Origin of the sequence: Streptomyces niger, assembly GCF_000718305.1 — a bacterium.
Lineage (GTDB): Bacteria > Actinomycetota > Actinomycetes > Streptomycetales > Streptomycetaceae > Streptomyces > Streptomyces niger.
The window spans coordinates 64,576-83,775 of the sequence record NZ_JOFQ01000023.1 but is presented as its reverse complement, the minus strand read 5'-3'; the positions used below and the strand labels follow the sequence as shown (position 1 = coordinate 83,775).

The 19,200-nt window shown below is 68.5% G+C and carries 16 protein-coding genes and 3 pseudogenes; 11 read left to right on the top strand and 8 right to left on the bottom strand.

Annotated elements, in window-relative coordinates:
* Nucleotides 1–60: 60 nt before the first annotated feature.
* Nucleotides 61–1,428, bottom strand: coding sequence for a cytochrome P450 (locus IF20_RS31385; protein WP_199896836.1), 1,368 nt, complete (start codon nt 1,426–1,428; stop codon nt 61–63).
* Between the two features lie 353 nt (nt 1,429–1,781).
* On the opposite strand from IF20_RS31385, the gene IF20_RS31380 reads away from it, so the two are divergent.
* Nucleotides 1,782–1,940 (top strand): hypothetical protein, encoded by a 159-nt coding sequence (locus IF20_RS31380; RefSeq protein ID WP_199896835.1) that lies wholly within the window; start codon nt 1,782–1,784, stop codon nt 1,938–1,940.
* Nucleotides 1,941–1,943: 3 nt separating this feature from the next.
* On the opposite strand, the gene IF20_RS31375 is transcribed toward IF20_RS31380, so the two are convergent.
* Entirely contained in the window at nt 1,944–3,266 is a 1,323-nt protein-coding gene (locus IF20_RS31375) for a cytochrome P450 (protein ID WP_052868778.1), read from the bottom strand.
* A 285-nt stretch (nt 3,267–3,551) separates the two neighbouring features.
* On the opposite strand from IF20_RS31375, the pseudogene IF20_RS41005 reads away from it, so the two are divergent.
* The 5 genes and pseudogenes from IF20_RS41005 to IF20_RS31350 all read left to right on the top strand — a co-directional run.
* Nucleotides 3,552–3,893 (top strand): annotated as a pseudogene (locus IF20_RS41005) (BlaI/MecI/CopY family transcriptional regulator); the annotation flags it as partial.
* A 333-nt stretch (nt 3,894–4,226) separates the two neighbouring features.
* Nucleotides 4,227–5,042 carry a hypothetical protein gene (locus IF20_RS40220; protein ID WP_052868776.1) on the top strand — a complete coding sequence of 272 codons (816 nt, stop codon included), beginning with the start codon at nt 4,227–4,229 and terminating at the stop codon, nt 5,040–5,042.
* Nucleotides 5,043–5,932: 890 nt separating this feature from the next.
* Complete coding sequence (locus IF20_RS31360) at nt 5,933–6,481, top strand: hypothetical protein (RefSeq protein WP_052868775.1); 549 nt, start codon at nt 5,933–5,935, stop codon at nt 6,479–6,481.
* 1,203 nt (nt 6,482–7,684) lie between these two features.
* Nucleotides 7,685–8,416 carry a DUF4232 domain-containing protein gene (locus IF20_RS31355; RefSeq protein WP_052868817.1) on the top strand — a complete coding sequence of 244 codons (732 nt, stop codon included), beginning with the start codon at nt 7,685–7,687 and terminating at the stop codon, nt 8,414–8,416.
* A gap of 612 nt (nt 8,417–9,028) precedes the next feature.
* A complete protein-coding gene (locus IF20_RS31350; RefSeq protein WP_052868816.1) occupies nt 9,029–9,646 on the top strand; it encodes a hypothetical protein in 618 nt (205 codons plus the stop codon).
* Nucleotides 9,647–10,267: 621 nt separating this feature from the next.
* Here IF20_RS31350 and IF20_RS31345 read toward each other — a convergent pair.
* Nucleotides 10,268–10,876 (bottom strand): TetR/AcrR family transcriptional regulator, encoded by a 609-nt coding sequence (locus IF20_RS31345; RefSeq protein WP_052868815.1) that lies wholly within the window; start codon nt 10,874–10,876, stop codon nt 10,268–10,270.
* A gap of 98 nt (nt 10,877–10,974) precedes the next feature.
* Here IF20_RS31345 and IF20_RS31340 point away from each other — a divergent pair, with 98 nt between their 5' ends.
* On the top strand, nt 10,975–11,721 hold the full coding sequence (locus tag IF20_RS31340; RefSeq protein WP_052868774.1) for an SDR family NAD(P)-dependent oxidoreductase: 747 nt from the start codon (nt 10,975–10,977) through the stop codon (nt 11,719–11,721).
* Between the two features lie 623 nt (nt 11,722–12,344).
* Here IF20_RS31340 and IF20_RS31335 read toward each other — a convergent pair.
* The 3 genes from IF20_RS31335 to IF20_RS31325 all read right to left on the bottom strand — a co-directional run bounded on the left by IF20_RS31335 (nt 12,345) and on the right by IF20_RS31325 (nt 13,922).
* Nucleotides 12,345–12,815, bottom strand: coding sequence for a DUF2267 domain-containing protein (locus tag IF20_RS31335; RefSeq protein ID WP_052868773.1), 471 nt, complete (start codon nt 12,813–12,815; stop codon nt 12,345–12,347).
* A 169-nt stretch (nt 12,816–12,984) separates the two neighbouring features.
* The gene (locus IF20_RS31330) at nt 12,985–13,380 is read right to left on the bottom strand and encodes a DUF2267 domain-containing protein (RefSeq protein ID WP_052868814.1); all 396 of its coding nucleotides are present in this window, start codon (nt 13,378–13,380) and stop codon (nt 12,985–12,987) included.
* Nucleotides 13,381–13,490: 110 nt separating this feature from the next.
* Entirely contained in the window at nt 13,491–13,922 is a 432-nt protein-coding gene (locus IF20_RS31325) for an Hsp20/alpha crystallin family protein (protein ID WP_052868772.1), read from the bottom strand.
* 128 nt (nt 13,923–14,050) lie between these two features.
* Here IF20_RS31325 and IF20_RS39475 point away from each other — a divergent pair.
* Both IF20_RS39475 and IF20_RS31320 read left to right on the top strand, forming a co-directional pair.
* Nucleotides 14,051–14,302, top strand: a pseudogene (locus tag IF20_RS39475) (type III effector protein); the annotation flags it as partial.
* Between the two features lie 822 nt (nt 14,303–15,124).
* Entirely contained in the window at nt 15,125–15,469 is a 345-nt protein-coding gene (locus IF20_RS31320) for a MerR family transcriptional regulator (RefSeq protein WP_052868771.1), read from the top strand.
* Nucleotides 15,470–16,094: 625 nt separating this feature from the next.
* Here IF20_RS31320 and IF20_RS31315 read toward each other — a convergent pair.
* The gene (locus IF20_RS31315) at nt 16,095–16,400 is read right to left on the bottom strand and encodes an STAS domain-containing protein (protein ID WP_052868770.1); all 306 of its coding nucleotides are present in this window, start codon (nt 16,398–16,400) and stop codon (nt 16,095–16,097) included.
* 1,047 nt (nt 16,401–17,447) lie between these two features.
* Nucleotides 17,448–17,789: an ArsR/SmtB family transcription factor gene (locus IF20_RS31310; protein WP_052868813.1), complete on the bottom strand. Its 342-nt coding sequence runs from the start codon at nt 17,787–17,789 to the stop codon at nt 17,448–17,450.
* Nucleotides 17,790–18,270: 481 nt separating this feature from the next.
* Here IF20_RS31310 and IF20_RS31305 point away from each other — a divergent pair, with 481 nt between their 5' ends.
* Both IF20_RS31305 and IF20_RS40780 read left to right on the top strand, forming a co-directional pair.
* Nucleotides 18,271–18,780, top strand: a complete 510-nt coding sequence (locus IF20_RS31305; protein ID WP_052868769.1) for an NUDIX hydrolase — start codon at nt 18,271–18,273, stop codon at nt 18,778–18,780.
* Between the two features lie 78 nt (nt 18,781–18,858).
* A pseudogene (locus tag IF20_RS40780) lies at nt 18,859–19,181 on the top strand (IS110 family transposase); the annotation flags it as partial.
* Nucleotides 19,182–19,200: the final 19 nt, after the last annotated feature.

Sequence of the window (19,200 nt, the reverse complement as noted above, 5' to 3'; positions counted from 1 at the left end):
GACGTCCACGGTGTCCGTGACGTCAGCGGTGTCAGCGAAGGTGAGCGACGTCAGCGACGGTCAGCGACGCAGTCGTGCACGGCCGGTCGTCTTGCGTGGCCGGCGGCTCTGGCGGGCCGCTTCATGGCTTCCGCCGTCGATGGACCACTGTTCCGGCTTGCCGGCGGACGTCGTCGCCGTCGCGTCGGCCGTCGTGGTCTCCCTCTCCGGCTGCTGGGTGCGTACTCCCGTGGGCCGCGGCGGGGTGAACTTGACCGGCAGGGCGAGCAGACGACGGGAGACCCAGGCCGATTGCCATTGCAGTTCGGTCTCGGGTACGAGCAGCTCCAGGTCCCTGAGCCGGGTCAGCAGAATGTCGATGCCGGCCTCGGCGATGGCCCGGCCGATGTCGCGGCCGGGGCATTCGTGGGGGCCGGTGGAGAAGGACAGGTGCCCTTCGTTGTGGGCGACCGGGCCGGGCTTGCGGGCGGCGGGGTCGGCGTTGGCCGCCTCGATCCCCAGAATGATCATGTCGCCCGCCCGGATCTGCTGGCCGCTGATGACCATGTCGCCGGCGGCCCAGCGGGTGGGGAGCAGCCCGATGGGCGGGTGGTCCCACAGCACCCGGTTCAGCGCCTCGGGCAGCGTCATCTGCCCGCTGGTCAGGTCCCGACTGAACTGACGCTGGGTGAGGATCTCCACCAGCGTGTTGGCGATCAGCGCGACGGTGGGGGTGTAACCGGCGACGAACACCAGGCGCAGGTGCTCCACGACCTCCTGCTCGCTGAGGTTCGCCTCGTGGTCCAGAAGGCGGGTGACGAAGTCGCGGCCGCCTACGGTGTTGGCCACCGTCTCGCCGGCCTGACGGCGCCGGACGAGCTCCTCCATGGCGCGGGTCACGAACGCGTTGCCCTCGGCGGCCCGCTCGTTTCCGCTGGTGAGGTCGCGCACCGCGGCCACCAGGGCGGGGCTTTCCTCCTCGGGCATGCCGTACATCCAGGCCAGCACCAGGGCAGGCAGCTGTGCTGCGTACTCCGCGACCAGGTCGGCCTTGCCGCGGGAGGCGATGCAGTCGATGAGGCGGTCGGCGTACCGGGTGATGTAGCGGCGCAGGGAGTGCCGGTTGAAGTCCAGGCCGTCCACCACGGCGCCACGCAGCCGGGCGTGGGGGACGCCGTCCTCGAACGCCAGGATGGGTTGGTAGGCGGTCATCGGCGCCAGGGGGTGGTCGGCCGTGATCTGGCCCTCCTGGTAGGCGCGGCCGCGGCGGGAGTCGCACATCAGACGGGTGTTGCTCTGCATCGCATCCCGGATGGCGTTGTAACCCAGGATCAGGTGAGCCGGGATGTCACCGGGGGCGAGTACGGGCGCCACGTCGCCGTACTGCCGGCGCAGTTGCTCCAGTACCGGCCCCAGGGGCTCGGCGTCGGGACCGTAGATCCGCTGCAAGGGAGCTGGGCCGGCTGAGCTGCTCGGAGTGTGGGCGGGGCAGCCGGGAGGCGCCGCCGGTGCAGATGAAGAATGGGGGTGAGGACAGGTGGACATGGTGCCTCCCAGCGGCGTTGCGACAGATCCCCTGCTGTCCCGCCCGCCGGTTCGTACGGTGGCTTTCCCGGCGCCCCCGAGCAGGGACTACCACGCCCCGTGCGCCGTCGCACAGGGCGTGGTGAGCAGCAGTGATCAACAGACTACCGCCCTCAACTCCCCGCGGTGCCAGTGCAAACGGGTCCCCGACCGGACCGGTGAGCGGGGCGACCGGTGGGGGAGTGCGGTGGAAGCGCGGCCCCGCCCACATCACGTACATGAAGTTCATGACGTACGTGACGTACGTGACGTACGTGACGTACGTGACGTACGTGACGTACGTGACGTACGTGACGTACGTGACGTACGTGACGCACATGACGTACGTGACGCACATGGCGTCACAGCGGTGGCGCCCCAGGCGGCCGACTCGATGAAGGTCAGTGGCTGCCGGCCGTGGGGCCGGGCTCGCGTGGTTGGACGGTCATGGGTACCCGGTCCGGCCGGGCCACAGCCGAGATCACCTGCTGCGGGGTATGGCCGGGCAGCGGCTCCATGCGCCAGGATCGCAGCACCTCCGCGACGGCGATGGTGGCCTCGGCGAGGGCGAACTGGTCCCCGATGCACTTGCGGTTGCCGCCGCCGAACGGCATGAACGAGCGCTTGATGTCCGGGTGGTCCAACCATCGGTCGGGGTTGAAGGCGTGGGCGTCGCTCCCGAAGACGGCCGGGTCGCGGTGGATGGCGTACATGGAGAACGCCACCTCTGCTCCCGCGGGCAGCGTCGTGTCGCCGAGGGTGATCGGCTCGATGGTGCGGCGCATCAAGAAGGTGACGCCGTGCAGCCGGATCACCTCGTCCAGCACGCGTCGCAGGGTGGTCAGCTGGGGGACGTCGGCGATGGTCACCGGCCGGTCGCCGGCGACCTGCCGTACCTCGTCGACCACCTGCCGGTCCACCTCGGGGTGGTGGGCGAGATAGTGCCAGGCCCAGGCCAGGGTCGAGGCGGTGGTCTCCGCTCCGGCGAACAGGAGCGTGGCCACCTCGTCGCGTACCTGGGTGTCCTCGAGTTCCTTCTCCCGCAGCAGTTGAGCCAGCAGGTCGTCGTGTTCGTCGGCGTGGCCGCCGGCGCGGGCGGTGCCGATGACCTGATCGATCACGCTGCTCAGTTGGTGGGAGGCGCGGTCGAAGAGGCGGTTGTAGCGGACCGGCAGGCGATCGAGGAACTTGGGGGAGGCGGCCCGCTTGAGGAGCATGTCCAGCAGGACAGGGAGTTCGGTGCGGATCGTCTCCACCGCCGGCGTCCCGATGTCGGAGGAGAACAGGCTCATGGCGATGGAGTCGATGCTGTAGCCGGCGGCCTCTTCGTAGATGTCGACGCGCTGCCCCGGCCGCCAGGATCCCGCCAGGGTGCGAGCGTTGCGGCTCATGATCTCGGAGTAGCCGGCGATGCGTTCCTTGCTGAACATCGGCTGGATCAGGCGCCGGTTGCGGCGGTGCAGTTCTCCGTCCGCGGTGGAGAGCCCCTCGCCGGCCAGTCTCTTCAGGCGCTGGAAGAAGCGCCCCTTCTCCACGCGCCTGCCCTGCCCCACCAGGAGGTCGTGCAGCCGCTCGTGGGTGGTGACGACGTAGACGGGCATCCAGCCCAGTTGAATGCGTACCAAGCCCCGGTCGTCGGCATGGTCCCGCAGGGACAGGAGGAAGCCGAAGGGGTCCCGGATGAGGGCTGGGGCGTGTCCGAGGAGGGGCAAGGCTCCCGGCACTCGGGGTATCGCTCTGCTTTCGACAGACGGGGCGGCTTCGACTGCCACGCGAGAAGTCCTTTGCGGTAGGTGGCGCTGAGCGCCAGGACAGGCTGTTGATCAAGTCTGCCCACCGGTCGTCGCACGAACACGCAAAGGCGGAACGAGGAAGTCCGTACGACTCCGGCGGTGCGCGCCGGGAACGCGGCCGCGTAGTCGTTGAATGCTACATCAGTGCAGGTGGGAGGGGTGCTGCGGGCGGAAGGCGAGGCGGAATCGGGCGCCCTTTTCTACTACGCTGCCGCCATGAATCTCACTGATCTCGAATGCGACATTCTGGATCACATGTGGCTCAAGCCCGGTGAACCAGTGCGAATTCGCGATCTGCTCAAAAGGGTCAACGAGGGGCGCAGCCTCCGCGGTGAGCCGCCGTACGCCTATCCCACGGTGGCGACCGTGGTGTACGACCTCCGGGACAAGGGGGTGGTGGTGAGTGCGGGGAGCCGAACCGCCGGCTATCTCCCCGTTTACACCCAGGCGAGTCGGACCGCTGACCGCATGCGGAAGGAATGGGATCAGGCTGCTGATCCCGAGGATGCCATGCTCCACTTCCTGTCAGGAATGACCAAGGAACAGCTGAACTGCGTAAAACGGTCCCTCGCCGCCGCCTGCCCCCTCACTCCACCCGCCTCGCAAAGTGAATCGTCGACGTCGACGGGGAAGCGGCCGACGCGCCGAGCTGTTTCCCCGCCAACCGCGCCTTCCCCGCCATCCGCGTCTTCCCCGCCCTCCCCGCCTCCCTCGTCTTCCCCACCCTCCGTGCCTTCCTCCCTTTCTCTGCCCTCCCTGCCCTCCCCACCGCCCATACCTCCCACGCCCTCCATACCTCCCACGCCCTCCATGTCTTCCCCGCCGACCATGCCTCCCGCACCCTCCAAGCCTTCCCCGCCGTCCATGCCTTTCCTGTCTGATGAAGGGCGAATGCGAGAGGAGACGCGGCGTGACCCCAATGCGCTGATCCGCGGGCTGCTTGAGCTGCAGATGAAGGCCGGCAAGACAACCAGAAGGGCGCTTGCGGACCGCATCGGAATCCACGTGAAGACGGTCGCCAATCGGATGGCCCGGGCGGCTGAGCTGCCCCTGGAGGAGCTGGAGGAGCTGGTTCACGGCCTGGAACCGCCAGATGACATCCGTGCGGCCATCTTTCGACTGGCCGGGCGCGTCGCTCCGCCGCAATACGGCATCGACCCACGGTGCTTGCCGGATATGCCCACCCGGCGGGCCTATGTGGACAGCATCCAGCGACCCTCTGTCCTGTACACCATCGGATGGCGGGTGGTGTACTGCAACAAGGCGTACAAGGAACTCTTCGCGCCCGGGCCCTTCATTCCGAACCAGCCCGGAGCCATGCCCTTGTCCAACGGCGTGGAATACATTCTGTTCCATCGGCACGCCGCCAGACTCTTGGGTGCCGGAAACCAGAGGGCGTACGACCGTCACTGGCGCACTCTGGCGTTGGCGCACGTCGCCGCGGTCGATCAAAGCAATTCGGGCGACCCTGACCTCAAGCGCATTCTACGCAGAATAAATGAACGACCCAATCTCCACCAAGCCTATCGAAGTGCCGCGACATGGATTCGCGAACACGGCGACGTGGCCGTCAGCAGCGAACCCCGACCTTTCTTCGACCCGCGCACCGGGCAGACCACGCGGGCCCATGTGCTGACCGAGGCGCATGAGAACAGCCCGCTCCAACACGCTACCTGGATGATCGACGGCGAACCCGACGCCGACTGACAAGCGCCTCCAATAGGGGCAAGTGGTCAGCCGGTCTGGGTGGCTGCTTCAGTTGCGCGAGGCCATCCTGCCCCTGGTGCCCTCTTTCGCCACGATCACCGCGTTCATCACGGCTGCCACCTGCCACCTGCCATCTGCCGCCTGCCACCTGCCATCTGCCTCCTGTCACCTGCCGCCTGCCACCCATCGGATGATGCGGACGCTCGGTAGGCGTGCCTGGTCCTGCGCCGCGCCTGGAGGGTCCCCGCTCGGCAGTTGGAAGACCCTCGCTCGACAGTGACGTCCCGTCAACGGGAATTACTACGAGGCATCGTCGAAAGGGAAAGTTCCGTTCCCTTTTTCGTCATGAGGGGCCATGACCAGTAATGATGGTCACGTCCGCCCCGCCGAGCCCACACGGAACGGGGGCAGGCGAGGCGTCCATACCTTGTTTGTGTCCGGAGCTCCGCGGGACCGGTAAACACCAGGCCGGTTCAGGCCGGACCGGGCCGGACCAGGTCGGGCCGGGCCAGGCCGGACAGCTCAGGCCAAGCCGATGCCGAACCGATGAAGGACCCATCTCGCCGCGAGATGCGGCCGGACACCAGGGAGGAGGGAGATGACGTGACCGCCAGACGCGACGACTCCCACGGCCGTGAGAGCCCGGCAGGTGGCTGGTGCTGTCCTGTTGACGCAGGAGGGCACCGGCACCGTGACCTGAGTGCCGCCCAAGACAAAACATCCGGCTGACGGGCTGTTGCGCGTCTGCGTGACTCGTACGCAGCCCGGCCCACAACCTCCCTGGCCACGTCCGCGGTCAGCCAGGTCCGCCGGATAACACCTCCTCGAAAACACCCATCGCCTCAGCGGGCGGCGACTCTGCACGTCGCTTCCCCATAGAAAGAAGATCCATGGCCCACGCCCGTTCCGCCGGACGGACCTCCGCCACAGTGCTGTGCGCCGCGGTGGCGATCTCCGGCGCCCTGCTCGCGACGGCTCCGGCCGCGTCCGCGGCGAGCTACCACTGCAAGACCAGTCACGCCACGATCGACGACGCGTCCTACACCGGCCCGGCGCCGGACAACTGGGATGTGACCGTGCGGAACTGCGCGAAGCGCTCGGGATCCTCCCTCTACAGCTACGCCCGCATCAGCTGGGACGGCCCGGTGTACGGGCAGGTGGACGATTCCTCGCTCTTCGACGGTGCCTACTACAGGCTCATGGTGAAGAAGAGCCGGTCGGGGACGGACCCCATGGTGAAGTCGCACAAGCTCCCGGGCATCGAGCAGCAGCTGGAGAACAGCGCCTACAGCGGCAACTACAACGGCTCGTACCGCACACCCACCTACAAGACCACGATCGGCAAGTACGCGCTGACCGACGGCACGCTGTACTTGGACTGGAACAACGACGGCCACGGCTACCGGGGCACCGCATTCGCGGCTTCTCCCCGCGTTTGACGCTCAGCCCGCCGGCGTGCAACCGCATCGGGTGCTCGTCTGCTGGACCGCACAGGGGACGGCCCAGCAGACGGCCCCGCTGCGCGCTTCGCCCAGCTCAGCCAAGCTCTGCCCGGCTCGACTCGGAACCGCCGGCCTCACGCCCGGACAGCTCGCCGGGACAGGAGCGAGGGGGCTACCGGGGCTTACCCCCTACACCGGCTCGCTGGCCGCAATGGGACGGCCGGCGGGCCAAGCGTCAGCTCACCGGGTGAACCTCCCGCTCACCCTCGTCAGGAGGCAGTCGTGCGTATGACCCGCGCCTTGAAGGCGCACGGCGGCCGCCGCACCGTCACCGACACGAAGAAAGACGGCATCGCATCATGGTCCGCCCAAAAGAGGTGACTGCCGTACGCCGCTCGTCGACAGCCCCAACATCTCCAGTCACCACGAGCGGACCATCTCCGGCCACCACAAGCGGAGCACCTCCGACCATCACAAGGGGAGCGCTTCCGGCCACCACAGGTGGGCCCCGGCCACCACAAGCGCGTCTTCGACGTGTCTCGGGTCCTCCCGGAAGGGCACACGCCCCAGTGCGACGTGGCGGCACGGAAATGGGACACCGGAATGCTGATCGACCAGAGGGAATTCACCGTCAAGGCCTCTGAGCCGGCCGGCAGCGCCAATGCTGCTCGCTCAACACCCGCGCCCGAAGGCGCCGCCTACTCCCGCCAGGACTAGTCCCCCTCGGCGGGTGGCAGGTCACAGGCCGGCGCACGAAACCCTGTTTCCTTAGTGCGCATGCCCCGGGTGACCAGACAACCCCCTGGCGCCCACGACCTGCCCGGGGTGCCATCTGCCCGTTGGATGGCACCCCGGTTCACTTTGTGGCCTGCCGGAGGTCGGGTTCTCGTTCCATTCCTTGACCCAAGCGCGGATGTCCCTTCCAGGTTTGCGAGAAAGCCGAACCATCGCCCGGCCTGGTTGGTTCAGGAGGAGCTGGTGGATTGAAGTACGGGTGAGATTGTGGGTGTTCGGCGATACATGTCCTGCCTGCGTACGGAGGAGCGGTGGCGCGAGCGCAACGAACACGTGGAGGAGTGGCGGCGCGCCAGGGATGCGTTAGTCAGGGATTAGTCGATCAACAGCGGCGGCGAACAGGGTGGTGTGCAGGACGCGGAAGGCACCGCGTCCCGGGAGCACGCCAACCACCAGGGGGTTTTCATGCCGCGCAAGACCGCTGTTCGCCGCACCCGCACCGTCGCGGTGGCCTCATTGATCGCCGCTGCGGCGTTCTCGCTCACCGCCTGTGGAGGCGGCGATACCGCAACCGATGCCCAGCAGGGCCCGTCCTCGGCCGCCACGCCCATCCACCCGGGCGGTACACCCACCGTCGACCCGGACCCGGGTGGCACGCCCACCATCGACCCGGGCGGTTCCTCCGGCGGCACCGGCGGGTCCACGGGCGGCTCCGGCAAGGCGGCCGAGGCCAAGGCGGGCAGCGCCTCCGACGGCTCCTCATCGGCGCGCCGGTGCACCAGCGGCCACCTCAAGGCCGCGTGGTCGTCCTTCGAGGGTGGACCGGACATGGACTACGACGGGCAGCAGACTGCCCGGGTGGTGCTGACGAATACCGGCACGACCGGGTGCACCCTGGCCGGCTTCCCCGGCGTCCAGTTCCAGACCACCCACGGCAGCACCTGGGATCTGCGACGCAGTAACAAAAAGCCGGAGTCCGTCCGGCTCGATGCCGGCGGGAAGGCCGTCTTCGACATCACCTTCCTGGCGTCGACCCGCGAGGATGACCGGAAGTTCGCACCGAACCAGGTAGTGATCACACCGCCGAACGAGCGCCGGAACATCGTGCTGGACTGGCCGTACGGCGGTGCGCTGCTGGATCAGTCGGGCGCCACCCGCCCGGGCACCTTCGTCGGCCCGGTCGCCACAACGGAGTGACCCGGAGACAGACCCGCAGTGGGGTGGGCGGTACGGCGACAGGTCGAACCGCCCAACCGCCCAACCGCCCAACAGCCCACCCGGCGCGCCCGCCTATGGAAGTGGGCGCGGCCGCACGGGGCACGGCCCGCGGCACCTGGAGCTGGTACGCCTGTGGAGACCACTGGAGATCGCCAGCACACTGGCCCGTCGGCGAGCTGGTGACAGTAGATCCCGCGAGCCCACCCGTACCGAGGCATGTCTCCTCCCCCCACCGAGTTGCGGGGCAGCAGGGAAGGCGAGGGCCAACCGTGGCAGGGCGAGGTGCCCGGTGCCGGCTCATCGGCTCGCTGGTGCGACCGCTCCGGCCCTCACGATTGACCAACGGCTGGTTTCCGCAGCATCACAGCGCACACACGCGCGGAGTGCACACACACGGAGCGCGCCAGCCGGATCCCCTCGATCTCTGCCCGGAGCGGGACTACATGCCGTGGGACTGCCGGGCTCCTGCCGCGCTGTGCCAAGGCTCCTGAAGTCATCCACGCTTCCGGCTGTCCGTTTGGAGTTGCCAGCGTGCGAGGCGGGCGGTAGCGCCCGGGCCTGGTGACGCGGGCGCTCGGTACTGTCGTGGTCATGGGGTTGGACATCCATGTGTTGATCGCGGACTGGTCGTGGCTGGCTGAGGCCCCGCCGGGGGAGAGGCTGTCGCGGTTGAGGGATGCCTGGTACGCCGATGAGACCGGGCTGTGGGACTGGGACGCCCCAGCGGTCGACGGTGACTGGGAATGGCCCGAAGGACCCCACAGTGACTGCTTCGCTCTGTACGAGTTCACGCGCACCTGCGGCTCGTTCAAGGCCCACTTCTGGGCCGGGGAACGTTGGGAGCGCATGCGCGACCACGCCGAACCGCCGCTGCGGGCCGAGCTGGACACCTTCCTGCGCGCACTGATCTGGGGCGGGTTGGACGGCGAGGCGGACCATGTGGATCCGGGCTTCTTCAGCGATGACCCTGCCGTCAGCTACGGCGTGCTGCTCGCACGGTCACCGGACAGCGTGCGGGAACTGGCCGCTACGTCGGAACGGATACGACCTCGGCTCGGCGGACTGCGTGCGGCCTTCGACGAGCACGCCGCTGCCCCCGATGGGTGGATCGGCGGCTTCGACGAGTTCACGGATCTGCTGGAGGACTGGCACCGAGTCCTTGCCGAAGCCGCACGGCGGCGCTGGGGAGTTGTGGGACTCAGCGAGTAGAGGGTTGTAGGACTCAGTGGGTAAGGAGTTGTAGGAATCGTCGAGTAGGAGTGAGGTGGCCCAGGTCGGGCCAGGCTGGCCAACGAGCGATGCTGCGGCGCTGTGGCATCAGGCGGACGCCGGCGCCCAGTGGCACCGTGTCGACTGGCCCGGTGCCGCCGTCACCCGGGCGAGGCTGCCCCTTGGCACTTGGCACCTTGGCAGTGGGAAGCGGTTGACGGGGGTTGCGGCATGAGGAGTCACCGTCATGTCATTGACCCGCAGACCGTCCGTGGTGATGGTCCAGTGCGCGCGTCCGCATGGCCCTTGGCCTTCCAGGGGGCGGCTGCGAGTTGCTCGGGGCCTCCACCGCGGCGAAACCATCACAGAGCGATCGGCCGATACGCCGCCTGGCGATGTTCACGAGTCCCAGCGGTAGGTCCAGCAGCAGATTCGGCAGCAGATTTTCATGGTGTGGTGTGGTGTGGTGTTCGTGGCCGGTGAGGTCGGTCGACGGTGGCCCTGTGATCTGCGGCGACTGACTTCATTGTCCAAGTGGGTGGGCCTTGATGGCTGGCGATGTCCGGGTGGGCGGGGGTTCTCGCTTCCGAGGTCGCGACAGGCGGCTGAGGGCGCCTACTGTCAAAGGGGTGGCCAGTTCCGCAACGCCGCGTCGGCCACCTGTTGGAGTTCGGAGCGGCTGGCGCCGCCGACGGCCTGGACGGCGATGCCGTTCGCCACGGTCATGAGGTATCGGGCGAGCAGGTCCGGGTCCGCGTCCGAGGGCAGGTCCCCCTCGTCGACGGCCTGCTGGAACCGGTGGCGAAGGCGGATTCGACCGTCCTCGCGCCAGGCGATCAGGGCGTCCTGGGCGACCCGTCCGGAGTCGCCGGCGGCCAGCGAGCCCTGCACGCCCAGGCAGCCGGCGGGGCGGCCGGGGCGGGTGGTGGTGTTGACCGAGCCGGCGAGGAACGCCGTGGCCACCTCCCGGGCGTTCGGCTTCTCCAGCGCGCGGGCCGCATAGGTGGCGGGGCCTTCGGTGTAGCGCTCCAGGGCCTTGCGGAACAGCGTCTCCTTGTTGCCGAAGGCCGCGTACATGCTCTTGCGGGTGATGCCCATGGCACTGGTCAGGTCGGTCAGGCTGGCGCCTTCGTAGCCCTGCTCCCAGAAGACCATCATCGCCCGCTCCAGGGCCTCGTCGGCGTCGAAGCCTCTCGGCCGGCCGAGAGGCGCTCTCCGGGTGGTCTCGATCTCCACGGGTCCATCCTACCGCCTAGATACCGTTCGGTGCAGAAGTGCTACGGTCTCTTTCTGCACCGATCGGTATCTAAATCTCGGGAGTACAAGCAATGGGACAGCTGCAAGACAAGACCGCCGTCGTCACCGGCGGCAGCACAGGAATCGGCCTGGCCACCGCCGCGCGGCTGGCGTCCGAGGGCGCCCATGTGTTCATCACCGGCCGGCGCAAGGACGCGCTCGACAGGGCCGTCGAGTCGATCGGTTCCGCGGTCACCGCGGTGCAGGGCGACATAGCGGAGCCGGCCGACCTGGACCGGCTGTATGACGCGATCCGTGCCCGAGGCCGGGGTCTGGACGTGCTCTTCGCCAACGCGGGCCTGGCCACACTCGCACCGCTGGCACAGGCCACTCAGGAACAGTTCGACCAGATCTTCGGCGTCAACGTCCGGGGCACACTGCTCACCGTGCAGAAAGCCTTGCCGCTGCTCAACGACCGCGCCTCGGTGATCTTGAACGACTCCATCCGCGCCGACGACGGCCGGGAGGCCTTCGGCCTGTACGCGGCGTCGAAGGCCGCGATCCGGTCCCTCGCGCGAACCTGGGCCAACGAGCTGAAGGGCAGGGGCATCCGAGTCAACACGGTCGCGCCGGGCGCGATCGACACCCCCGGAGTCGACATCGCCATCGGCCAGGAGAACGCGGCCGCCGTCAAGGCGGAACTCGCGGCAGGAGTGCCGATCGGCCGGAGGGGGCGCCCGGAGGAGGTAGCCGCCGCCGTGGCCTTCCTTGCCTCCGCGGACAGCAGCTTCATGCTTGGCACCACCCTGCACGTCAATGGTGGCGAGAACCAGTTCTGACCCCGTCACGCGAAGTCCCGACCTGCCGCGGGCGATTCCTCGCCCGCGGCATTCCGCCCGGCGGCCCGCACCGCTGGATGCGGACGCGGGCCATCACTGCCTCGAACTGAGTGCAGTCATTTCGGACTGAGTGCAGTCATTGACGTTGCCGCCGGTGAGCGTGACGGCCGACGGGCGTCTTCGAATGCCGCACAGGATGTGGCAGTCGCCGAGGACCGTGCCGCAGCTGTGGATCCACTCATGCCGACTGCGACCGCCGTGCCGCCGTTGCCGTCCCAGCACCACGGCCCACCCACGTCCCCGCCCCGTCGCCACGTCGTCGGCGGCCGCGCCTGAGCGGTTGGCTCGGCCGCCGCAGGAGATGGCGATGCTTCGAGCCTTGTGGGCAGCTGAGGACCTTCGGTAGCGCCTGCCGGGCGAGGATATGGCTCATTCAGCGTGGGTTCGGGCACGAACGACCCCTCGACGGACCGGCAGTCGGCTGACCCGGCGCAGGGCGGCGGCCGAGTACCGCTAAGGGGTGGCCGCGTGGGCGTCGCCGTGTAACCGGGAGCGGATGGGGACTTCACCGATGACGAGGATGGCCGGTGGGGAGCGGGGCGGCTCTTGTTACACCTCCGGTGTTACGCCTCCGGGTGCCGGTGTCCCGTTTGCGCGGCCGGGGTGAGTTCGGCGCGGCCGAACAACAGCGCGTAACCGGCGGGGAGTTGATGGAGGATGCGGGTGATGAGGTCGGGGCCGGCATGGGCCGCGACGGCCGCGAAGACGGAACCGGTGTCCCACCGGGTGGTGGCCAGGGAAGCGCCGGAGCGTGCGGCGAGGTCCTTGACGAAGGCCGATCCGGTCAGTGGCTGTGTGTCAGGGATCTGCGCGGTCAGGACGCGTGCGGCCTCCAAGGGCAGGCAGGCGGCCAGGTCGACGCGCTCATCCCCGGTCAGCTGACGTCCCAGCCCCGCCAGGACCAGACGGACGGATTCCTCGGCTCTCTCCCGGGTGGGGTAGGCGCCTTCGTAGCGGACCTTCTCCAGCATCTGCTCATACGCCGTTTCGTGCAGCTGCTGATGCTCAAGCGGTACGCGCACGTCGGTGATCACTGCGGTGCATGCCTTTCGTGGAGCCGGGTGGGGTGGTGCCGGGTGTATGGCACGGTGGTGCCGGTGTGTGGCACCGAGGTCTGGGTCAGGTGGGTCGGGGGCGGAGGTCTGGGTCAGGTGGGTCGGGGGCGGAGGTCTGGGTCAGGTGGGTCGGGGACGGAGGTCTGGGTCAGGTGGCTTGGGGACGGCCGAAGAGCAGGTCGTAGCCGTCGGGAAGCTGGAGCAGGATCTGGTCCAGCAGGTCCTCGTCGGCGGCGTCGGCGACGGTGGCCAGCACGGCGCTGACGTCCCAGGTCGCGGTCTGCTCGGTGGCGCCCTCGATCCAGGCTGCGGTCGCCCGGACGAACCGCTCCGGGGACAGCGGTTCGGCGCTCTGCAGCGGGTTGAGCAGGATCAGGGCGAAGTCCTCCGGCAGGCGCGCCGCGAGCTGGGCGCGGGCCTCGCCGACCAGGTGCGCGCCGAGCAGGGCGAGCACCACGCGGGCCGCACGGTCCGCCTCGCTGCGGCTGTCGTACTTGCCGCGTTCTTTGACGCGGTCGAGGAATGCTGCGCGTCGCAGAGGCATTTCGGCCGCCACCCCCTTCTTCTTCGGACTGCCCGCAGGGGTGCGGAGGGCGGAGGAGAGCAGGTGCTCGTCCTCCGCACCCGTCCGGGATGTCGCCGGTGTCAGCGGTGTCAGCCGGAGATCTCCTTGTGTCCGGATCCGACGCCGATGGAAATCTTGCGGGGCTTGGCACGCTCGGCGATCGGGATCCGCAGGGTGAGCACGCCCGCGTCGTAGGCGGCCTCGATGTGCTCGGTGTCGAGGGTGTCGGCGAGCACGATCTGGCGGGAGAAGACGCCCAGTGGCCGCTCGGACAGCTCCATCTGCACGTCGTCGGCCGTCGCCGCCGGCCGACGCTCGGCCTTGACCGTCAGCATGTTCCGCTCGACGTCGATATCGATTGCGTCCGCGGTGACGCCGGGAAGATCGAAGGCCACCACATACTCGTCGCCCTCGCGGTAGGCGTCCATCGGCATCGCCGACGGCTTCGACCAGGTACCCGGGCCCATCAGCTGCTGTGCCAGCCGGTCCAGCTCACGGAAGGGGTCAGTGCGCATCAACATCGTGAAAACACCTCCAGCGGCTTCAGGCAGTTGCTGCCAATGCGCCTCACTGACACCGTTGTAACACGTCATCCTATTGATGACAAACATGATGTCGTCTATGTGATGACGCTTCGAGAGGGGTGCCTGTGCCCCCGGCCGACCGGCCGTCCTTGCCCAGCACCGGCGCCCACAACCCGGCGTTGTTCCTTGTTGCCGAGGCGGCCCTCAACGCCAAAGACGACGCCTTGCGCGAAGCCCGGTACGAGTACCCCAACGCCCCCAACCCTCCCGCGCCCGGCCCGGAACAGGTCCTGGCTTCTCCGGTGTTGCTGTGGCAGGTGCGACAGCAGCTCGCCGGATGGGAGACCGGTCTGATCGAAACAGCTCGCCGGATGGGGAACCGGCCTGACCGAAACAGCCCGCCGGATGGGGGACCGGCCTGACCGAAACAGCCCGCAATGTGGGCGCCAGCTGGGCCGATCGTCATCTGGCCCGTGCTCACCCAGATGCAGCCGCCCAGGTCGACAGTCTGGCTCCCCCTGACTCCCTCTGGCTCGCCCGGTACGCGGCAACAGCAGCCCGGTCAGCAGCGGCCGGCGGCGAAGACCGACGCCTGGCCCTCGCTGGAACCAAGCCGCTGTACGACGCGAGGTCTCCGGCCCTCTGAAGGGGCGTCCTGGTCAGCCAAGGAAGGAAGGTCGCGGTCCGGGTGTCGTCGAGACAGGTTGGCCTGTCCTACCGATGGAGTAAATCTGTGGTGGCGACGGTAGACATGGATGGGTGGCGACGGTAACGTTTTCCTCGTACTCAGGAAGTCGAAGAGGGTGCGGCAGAGACGACCTGCCGCGCACCGGAACGGCAGCGGAGTGGCGGGGCCGGAGATGGTGGGTTCCGTGGCTGGTTGCCGGGCCGAGCGGCTCAAAGGGGCCGCATGCAAGACCGCAGGATCGAGCAGTGCAACCGCGTAAGTGAAAGAGGTAAGGAGCAGGCACCATCAGGATCGCCCGGGCGAGGAAGGCTCCGCTCGGGTACCGCAGACCCCGGAACGGAAGGTGGTCCCCGGTCGAGAATCCGCGATCCCCGCAGCTCCGCCCTCCCAGGCGGACAGGCGGAATACGAAGGCCGGCGTGAAGTCGGCCGGTAGATGGTGTTGAACGCTCGGGGCCCGGGTGCCGTACGGCACCCGGGCCCCTCGGACGTGTCCCCGGAAGAAGAGGTCTATGCCCCCTCGCAGTACCCACCTCGTCGACAAGTTCGACGACGACGATTACCCCGCCTACACCATGGGCCGGGCCGCCGAAATGCTCGGCACTACCCCCGCCTTTCTCCGTACTCTCGGCGAGCACCGCCTGATAACACCGTTGCGTTCCGAGGGCGGCCACCGCCGCTATTCCCGCTACCAGCTGCGCATCGCCGCGCGCGCCCGCGAACTCGTCGATGCCGGTACCCAGATCGAAGCGGCCTGCCGCATCATCATCCTCGAGGACCAGCTCGAAGAGGCCCAGCGCATCAACGAAGAACTGCGCGCCCGCACGATCGTTCCGCAGCCGGAGCCCCCGGCCTGAAGCAGAGACCCTCCGCCGGAGGGTCTTCTCGTGCCAGGGCCACAACGCGCTGGTCACCGGGGGAGACCGGTATGGACGAAGAACTCGCCCGCCGGCGGGGGGACGATGGCGACAACGCAGGCCCGGGAGAAGCCAGTCGCTCCCTGTCACCCACCGCCCGCGATGACGTCTGGCGGTTCGGAGCCGCCCACCGCCCGCGGTGACGTCTGGTGGTTCGGACAGGGCAACGTCTATGAAAGTCTATGAGAGACGGTCCCGGCCTTCGTGTGTTGCGCGCACCACGCATGCCGTGTTCCACGGTTGCTTTGGCGCCCCGTAGATGACCATGAGTGCCGAGGTAGCGGATCGCCGCCGCACTCGCCCCACTCGCTGCTCTCTACCCGGCGACCGCCGTGCCGTCCGATCGTGTCGCGTCCGGTCTCGCTCCCGGAGAAAGCCTCACGGACAGAGTCACAGTGGTTCCTGTGGAGCTGGCCGAGATCGAGAGCCGGTCGGCGAGCCCCCGCGCCCGCCGCGCCGCCGCTCGATGAGGTCTTGGTGTCTCTCAGGTCTTGGTGGCTCTCCCGGGGCGCCGGTCGGGAGACACCGGGCAGGCGCGTTGCTGCCGCGCTTGGAGGGCGTGGCTTCATGGTGCTCCGCCAGAGGTTCCTGTCCAGTCGGCGGGCAGGCGCAGGTGCAGGTCGCGGTCGTGTCGTCGTAGCGCGTTACGGGTGGCGATCAGTAACGCGGTGCCGACGAGGTCGAGGGAGTGGACGCCGGTGAGGTCGATGTGCACGGCCCGCCGTCCGGGGAACCGGGAGAGCAGGTCCGCGAGGTGGCGTTCCAAGGCTGCGTGACTGGCTGGTTCGATGGCGCCGGTCAGCCGCAGACCGGGCGGCCGGGTCGTCCACTGCGCGCGCAGAAGTGTCGTCGCGGGGTGTGATGTGTCCATTGTGTGCTGCTCCTAGGTCTGGGGAGCGAGTGGCACATGGCGTGCTTTCAGTGGTTGGTCGGGGGGCTGGCGCTGAGTGCTGCAGGTCCGAGATTGCGGCCGGGTGGTGTGATACGAATGTCGGCTCTGCGTTTGCCCTGGCGGCTGCGGCGGCGAGCTGGTCCTGGGCGGCTCGGGGTAGTGCGGGCTGGCTGGCCCGTGAACGGCGCTCACCACTTCCCGGCCAGGTGGTGCAGCTCGGAGCGCTACGGCAAGTCTCCCCGCTGGCCGAGCGACACGACCTGCCGTTGGTGTCCTGGCGGTGACCAGCACGTCCCAAACCCGGCCGAGGGGTGTAGGAGACCCTCGAGACGCCACAGCCCAGTCACGCTACGGCTGAGGCTGCGGCTGCGACCACGGCAGGCGAGAGGTACGTTGCCGTGGAGGCAAGGACATGATCCCGGGATGCTTTCGTGGGTGTAAGGAGGGGCTGGTGGGGTAGCGGGCCCGGGCCGGTGAGGAACCGGACCGCGACACTCCGCGCGGGCCGCCGTTGTCAGGAAGTCGGCAACGGCGGCGAACCTGCCTGCCAGAGGCGGTGCTCGAGAACGGCACCGGCGGCGCGCAACAGGGAGCGATCCTGAGGCGGAGTTCATCCAACACTTCCCCTCTGCCGGCGCCGTCGGCCAGTCGTCGCTGCCAGCGTGATCGGCGTTCGCTTGTCAGGCAAGACGGCCTCGTGCTCGCCGACTGGCTCGTCGCAAAGATCAGCGCGTACGTCTCCTCGGAGCCGCCGGCCGGCGGCGGCTCCCGGTCCGGAAACCCCGCCCTCATGGCGATCTGGGCCCAGCGACGTGCGCAGTTCGGTCAGGTCAACGTGTCGGCGGCGGGTCGACGATGCTCTCGCCGAGTGAGTGCGACCGTCGCTCACCCCCTGGGGCGACTGCAGGTGGCCCGGGCACGGCGGCATCCGAGCCGAGGCCGGCACCCAGGGTGTCGACCACGGTGCCCATCGAGCAGGCCGGCCAACGCACCACTCCGCCGCGGGTGGGCGTGGTCCGTGGAATGTCACGGAGTGGTGGCCTCCACCTCGCGCAACTCTTCCAGCAGTTCGCTCTGCCCGGCCAGCAGCTCGGTGAGGATGCGCCGGGCGGCCCGCAGCAGCTCCGCAACGTCGCCGCCTGCCAGCGCGTAGATCACCGTTGAACCCTGCCGGGTGGCGATGACGATGCCCGAACGTCGCAACACCGCCAGGTGCTGGGAGAGGCTGGGCGGCTCGATGTCGATCGCCGCCAACAGGTCCCGGACCGGCAGCGGGCCGTTCTGAAGCAGCTCCAGCACCCGGATCCGCACCGGATGCCCCAGCATCCGGAAGAACTCGGCCTTCGCCTGGTAGAGGGGCACCCGCATCGTGGCCATCTCCCGTCCGTCACTTCCGTGCGACGAGTCCACCACCGTCCGCGCTTGGCGTAACCGTTGCCGCACTCCTTGAGGACACTGTCCCACCGTGTGCCCGTGCCGATGAATACCGGTGGCGGAGCACTACCCAGGATGGCTTGCAAGCACTAGCATTTAAGCAATTGCACAATTCCGCAATCGACTTGAAGAACGCTCCGCCGCCCATGACTCATCGGGGCCAGCGGAGCGGGGCCCCGGCCGTCGAAGGGGTGTCGCTTGGACCCTGGCAGCCATCCCGCCGGCCGGGGCTTCCCTGGCCGTCCCGACACATGCTCACCTGCGCGGAACGGTCTCGCGCAGTCATCTGTACCTGGGACGGCCTCGGTCAGCCACGGTGAAAAGCTGCGCGAAGACCTCCGACGGTGGGTCGGAGGTGGCGCCCATACCCTGCGAGAGCAGGGACGCTGCCTCACCGGCGATCGCAAGGTACGTCATGACGGACAATGCCGGGGTGGCCCAGCCCCGCATCCGTGTCGCTGCCTACGTGATCCGGCATCACGACGTTCCTCAACTGCTGGTGTTCGATCACGTGGGCATGCCGCAGGCTGGCACTCAGGTCCCGGCGGGGGGAGTCAGACCGGACGAAGGGTTGGAGGAAGCGGTTCTTCGAGAGGTCGCCGAGGAAACCGGTCTGCTGACAGCCACAGTGGTCCGGCACATCGTGGTGGAGGACAAGCCCCACCCCGACACGGGACAGCCACGACGAACGAGTTTCTTCCATCTCCAGGTACCGGCGGACACCCCTGATGAGTGGGAGTACGACGTGCACGGCGACGGACAGGATGCTGGTCTCGCGTTCGCCTGCCGGTTCCTCTCGCTTCCCCTGCAGCGACCACTGGCCGACGACCAAGACGCATGGTTGGACCGCATCGACGTGCGGTGGGGCACCAACTCCTCGGCCGATCAGCCACCTTCGAAATTCAACTTTCCGCACCGGCCCTGAGCTTGCCCTCTGTCTCCGATACCCTTCTGCCGCGGGCTGCGCAACGGTCATTCGTAGGATCGGTGGGCCCGAGGGGCCTTGGGTAACGACGAGCGCGAGCTGCTGGAACTGCTCCGTGACGTGCTCGCCCTCGCCGACGGGGTGAGGTGCTGTGGGCGATGGACACCAACCACGGCAGCGCCGCCCTGCTCATCGGGCTCCTGCCCGGCCACGGTCACGGCCTCGGTCACGGCCTCGGTCACGGCCTCGGTCACGGCCTCGGCCAGCCGATGGTCTACCTCACCGGCCTGGCCGTCCACCGCGCCTCGGCCGGCTACCGGGGCCAGAGCAAGACCGACGCCAAGGACGCCCACGTCATCGCGGACCAGGCTCGCATGCGCCAGGACCTGGGCCTGCTGCGGCCGCGCCGTTGCCAGCGGC

What these genes read in the sequence shown, in the direction of transcription:
- IF20_RS31380 (WP_199896835.1), top strand. Translation starts at nt 1,782, where the DNA reads ATGAAGTTCATGACGTACGTGACGTACGTGACGTACGTGACGTACGTG.
- IF20_RS40220 (WP_052868776.1), top strand. Translation starts at nt 4,227, where the DNA reads ATGCGAGAGGAGACGCGGCGTGACCCCAATGCGCTGATCCGCGGGCTG.
- IF20_RS31360 (WP_052868775.1), top strand. Translation starts at nt 5,933, where the DNA reads ATGGCCCACGCCCGTTCCGCCGGACGGACCTCCGCCACAGTGCTGTGC.
- IF20_RS31355 (WP_052868817.1), top strand. Translation starts at nt 7,685, where the DNA reads ATGCCGCGCAAGACCGCTGTTCGCCGCACCCGCACCGTCGCGGTGGCC.
- IF20_RS31350 (WP_052868816.1), top strand. Translation starts at nt 9,029, where the DNA reads ATGGGGTTGGACATCCATGTGTTGATCGCGGACTGGTCGTGGCTGGCT.
- IF20_RS31340 (WP_052868774.1), top strand. Translation starts at nt 10,975, where the DNA reads ATGGGACAGCTGCAAGACAAGACCGCCGTCGTCACCGGCGGCAGCACA.
- IF20_RS31330 (WP_052868814.1), bottom strand. Translation starts at nt 13,380, where the DNA reads ATGCCTCTGCGACGCGCAGCATTCCTCGACCGCGTCAAAGAACGCGGC.
- IF20_RS31325 (WP_052868772.1), bottom strand. Translation starts at nt 13,922, where the DNA reads ATGTTGATGCGCACTGACCCCTTCCGTGAGCTGGACCGGCTGGCACAG.
- IF20_RS31320 (WP_052868771.1), top strand. Translation starts at nt 15,125, where the DNA reads ATGCCCCCTCGCAGTACCCACCTCGTCGACAAGTTCGACGACGACGAT.
- IF20_RS31315 (WP_052868770.1), bottom strand. Translation starts at nt 16,400, where the DNA reads ATGGACACATCACACCCCGCGACGACACTTCTGCGCGCGCAGTGGACG.
- IF20_RS31310 (WP_052868813.1), bottom strand. Translation starts at nt 17,789, where the DNA reads ATGCGGGTGCCCCTCTACCAGGCGAAGGCCGAGTTCTTCCGGATGCTG.
- IF20_RS31305 (WP_052868769.1), top strand. Translation starts at nt 18,271, where the DNA reads ATGACGGACAATGCCGGGGTGGCCCAGCCCCGCATCCGTGTCGCTGCC.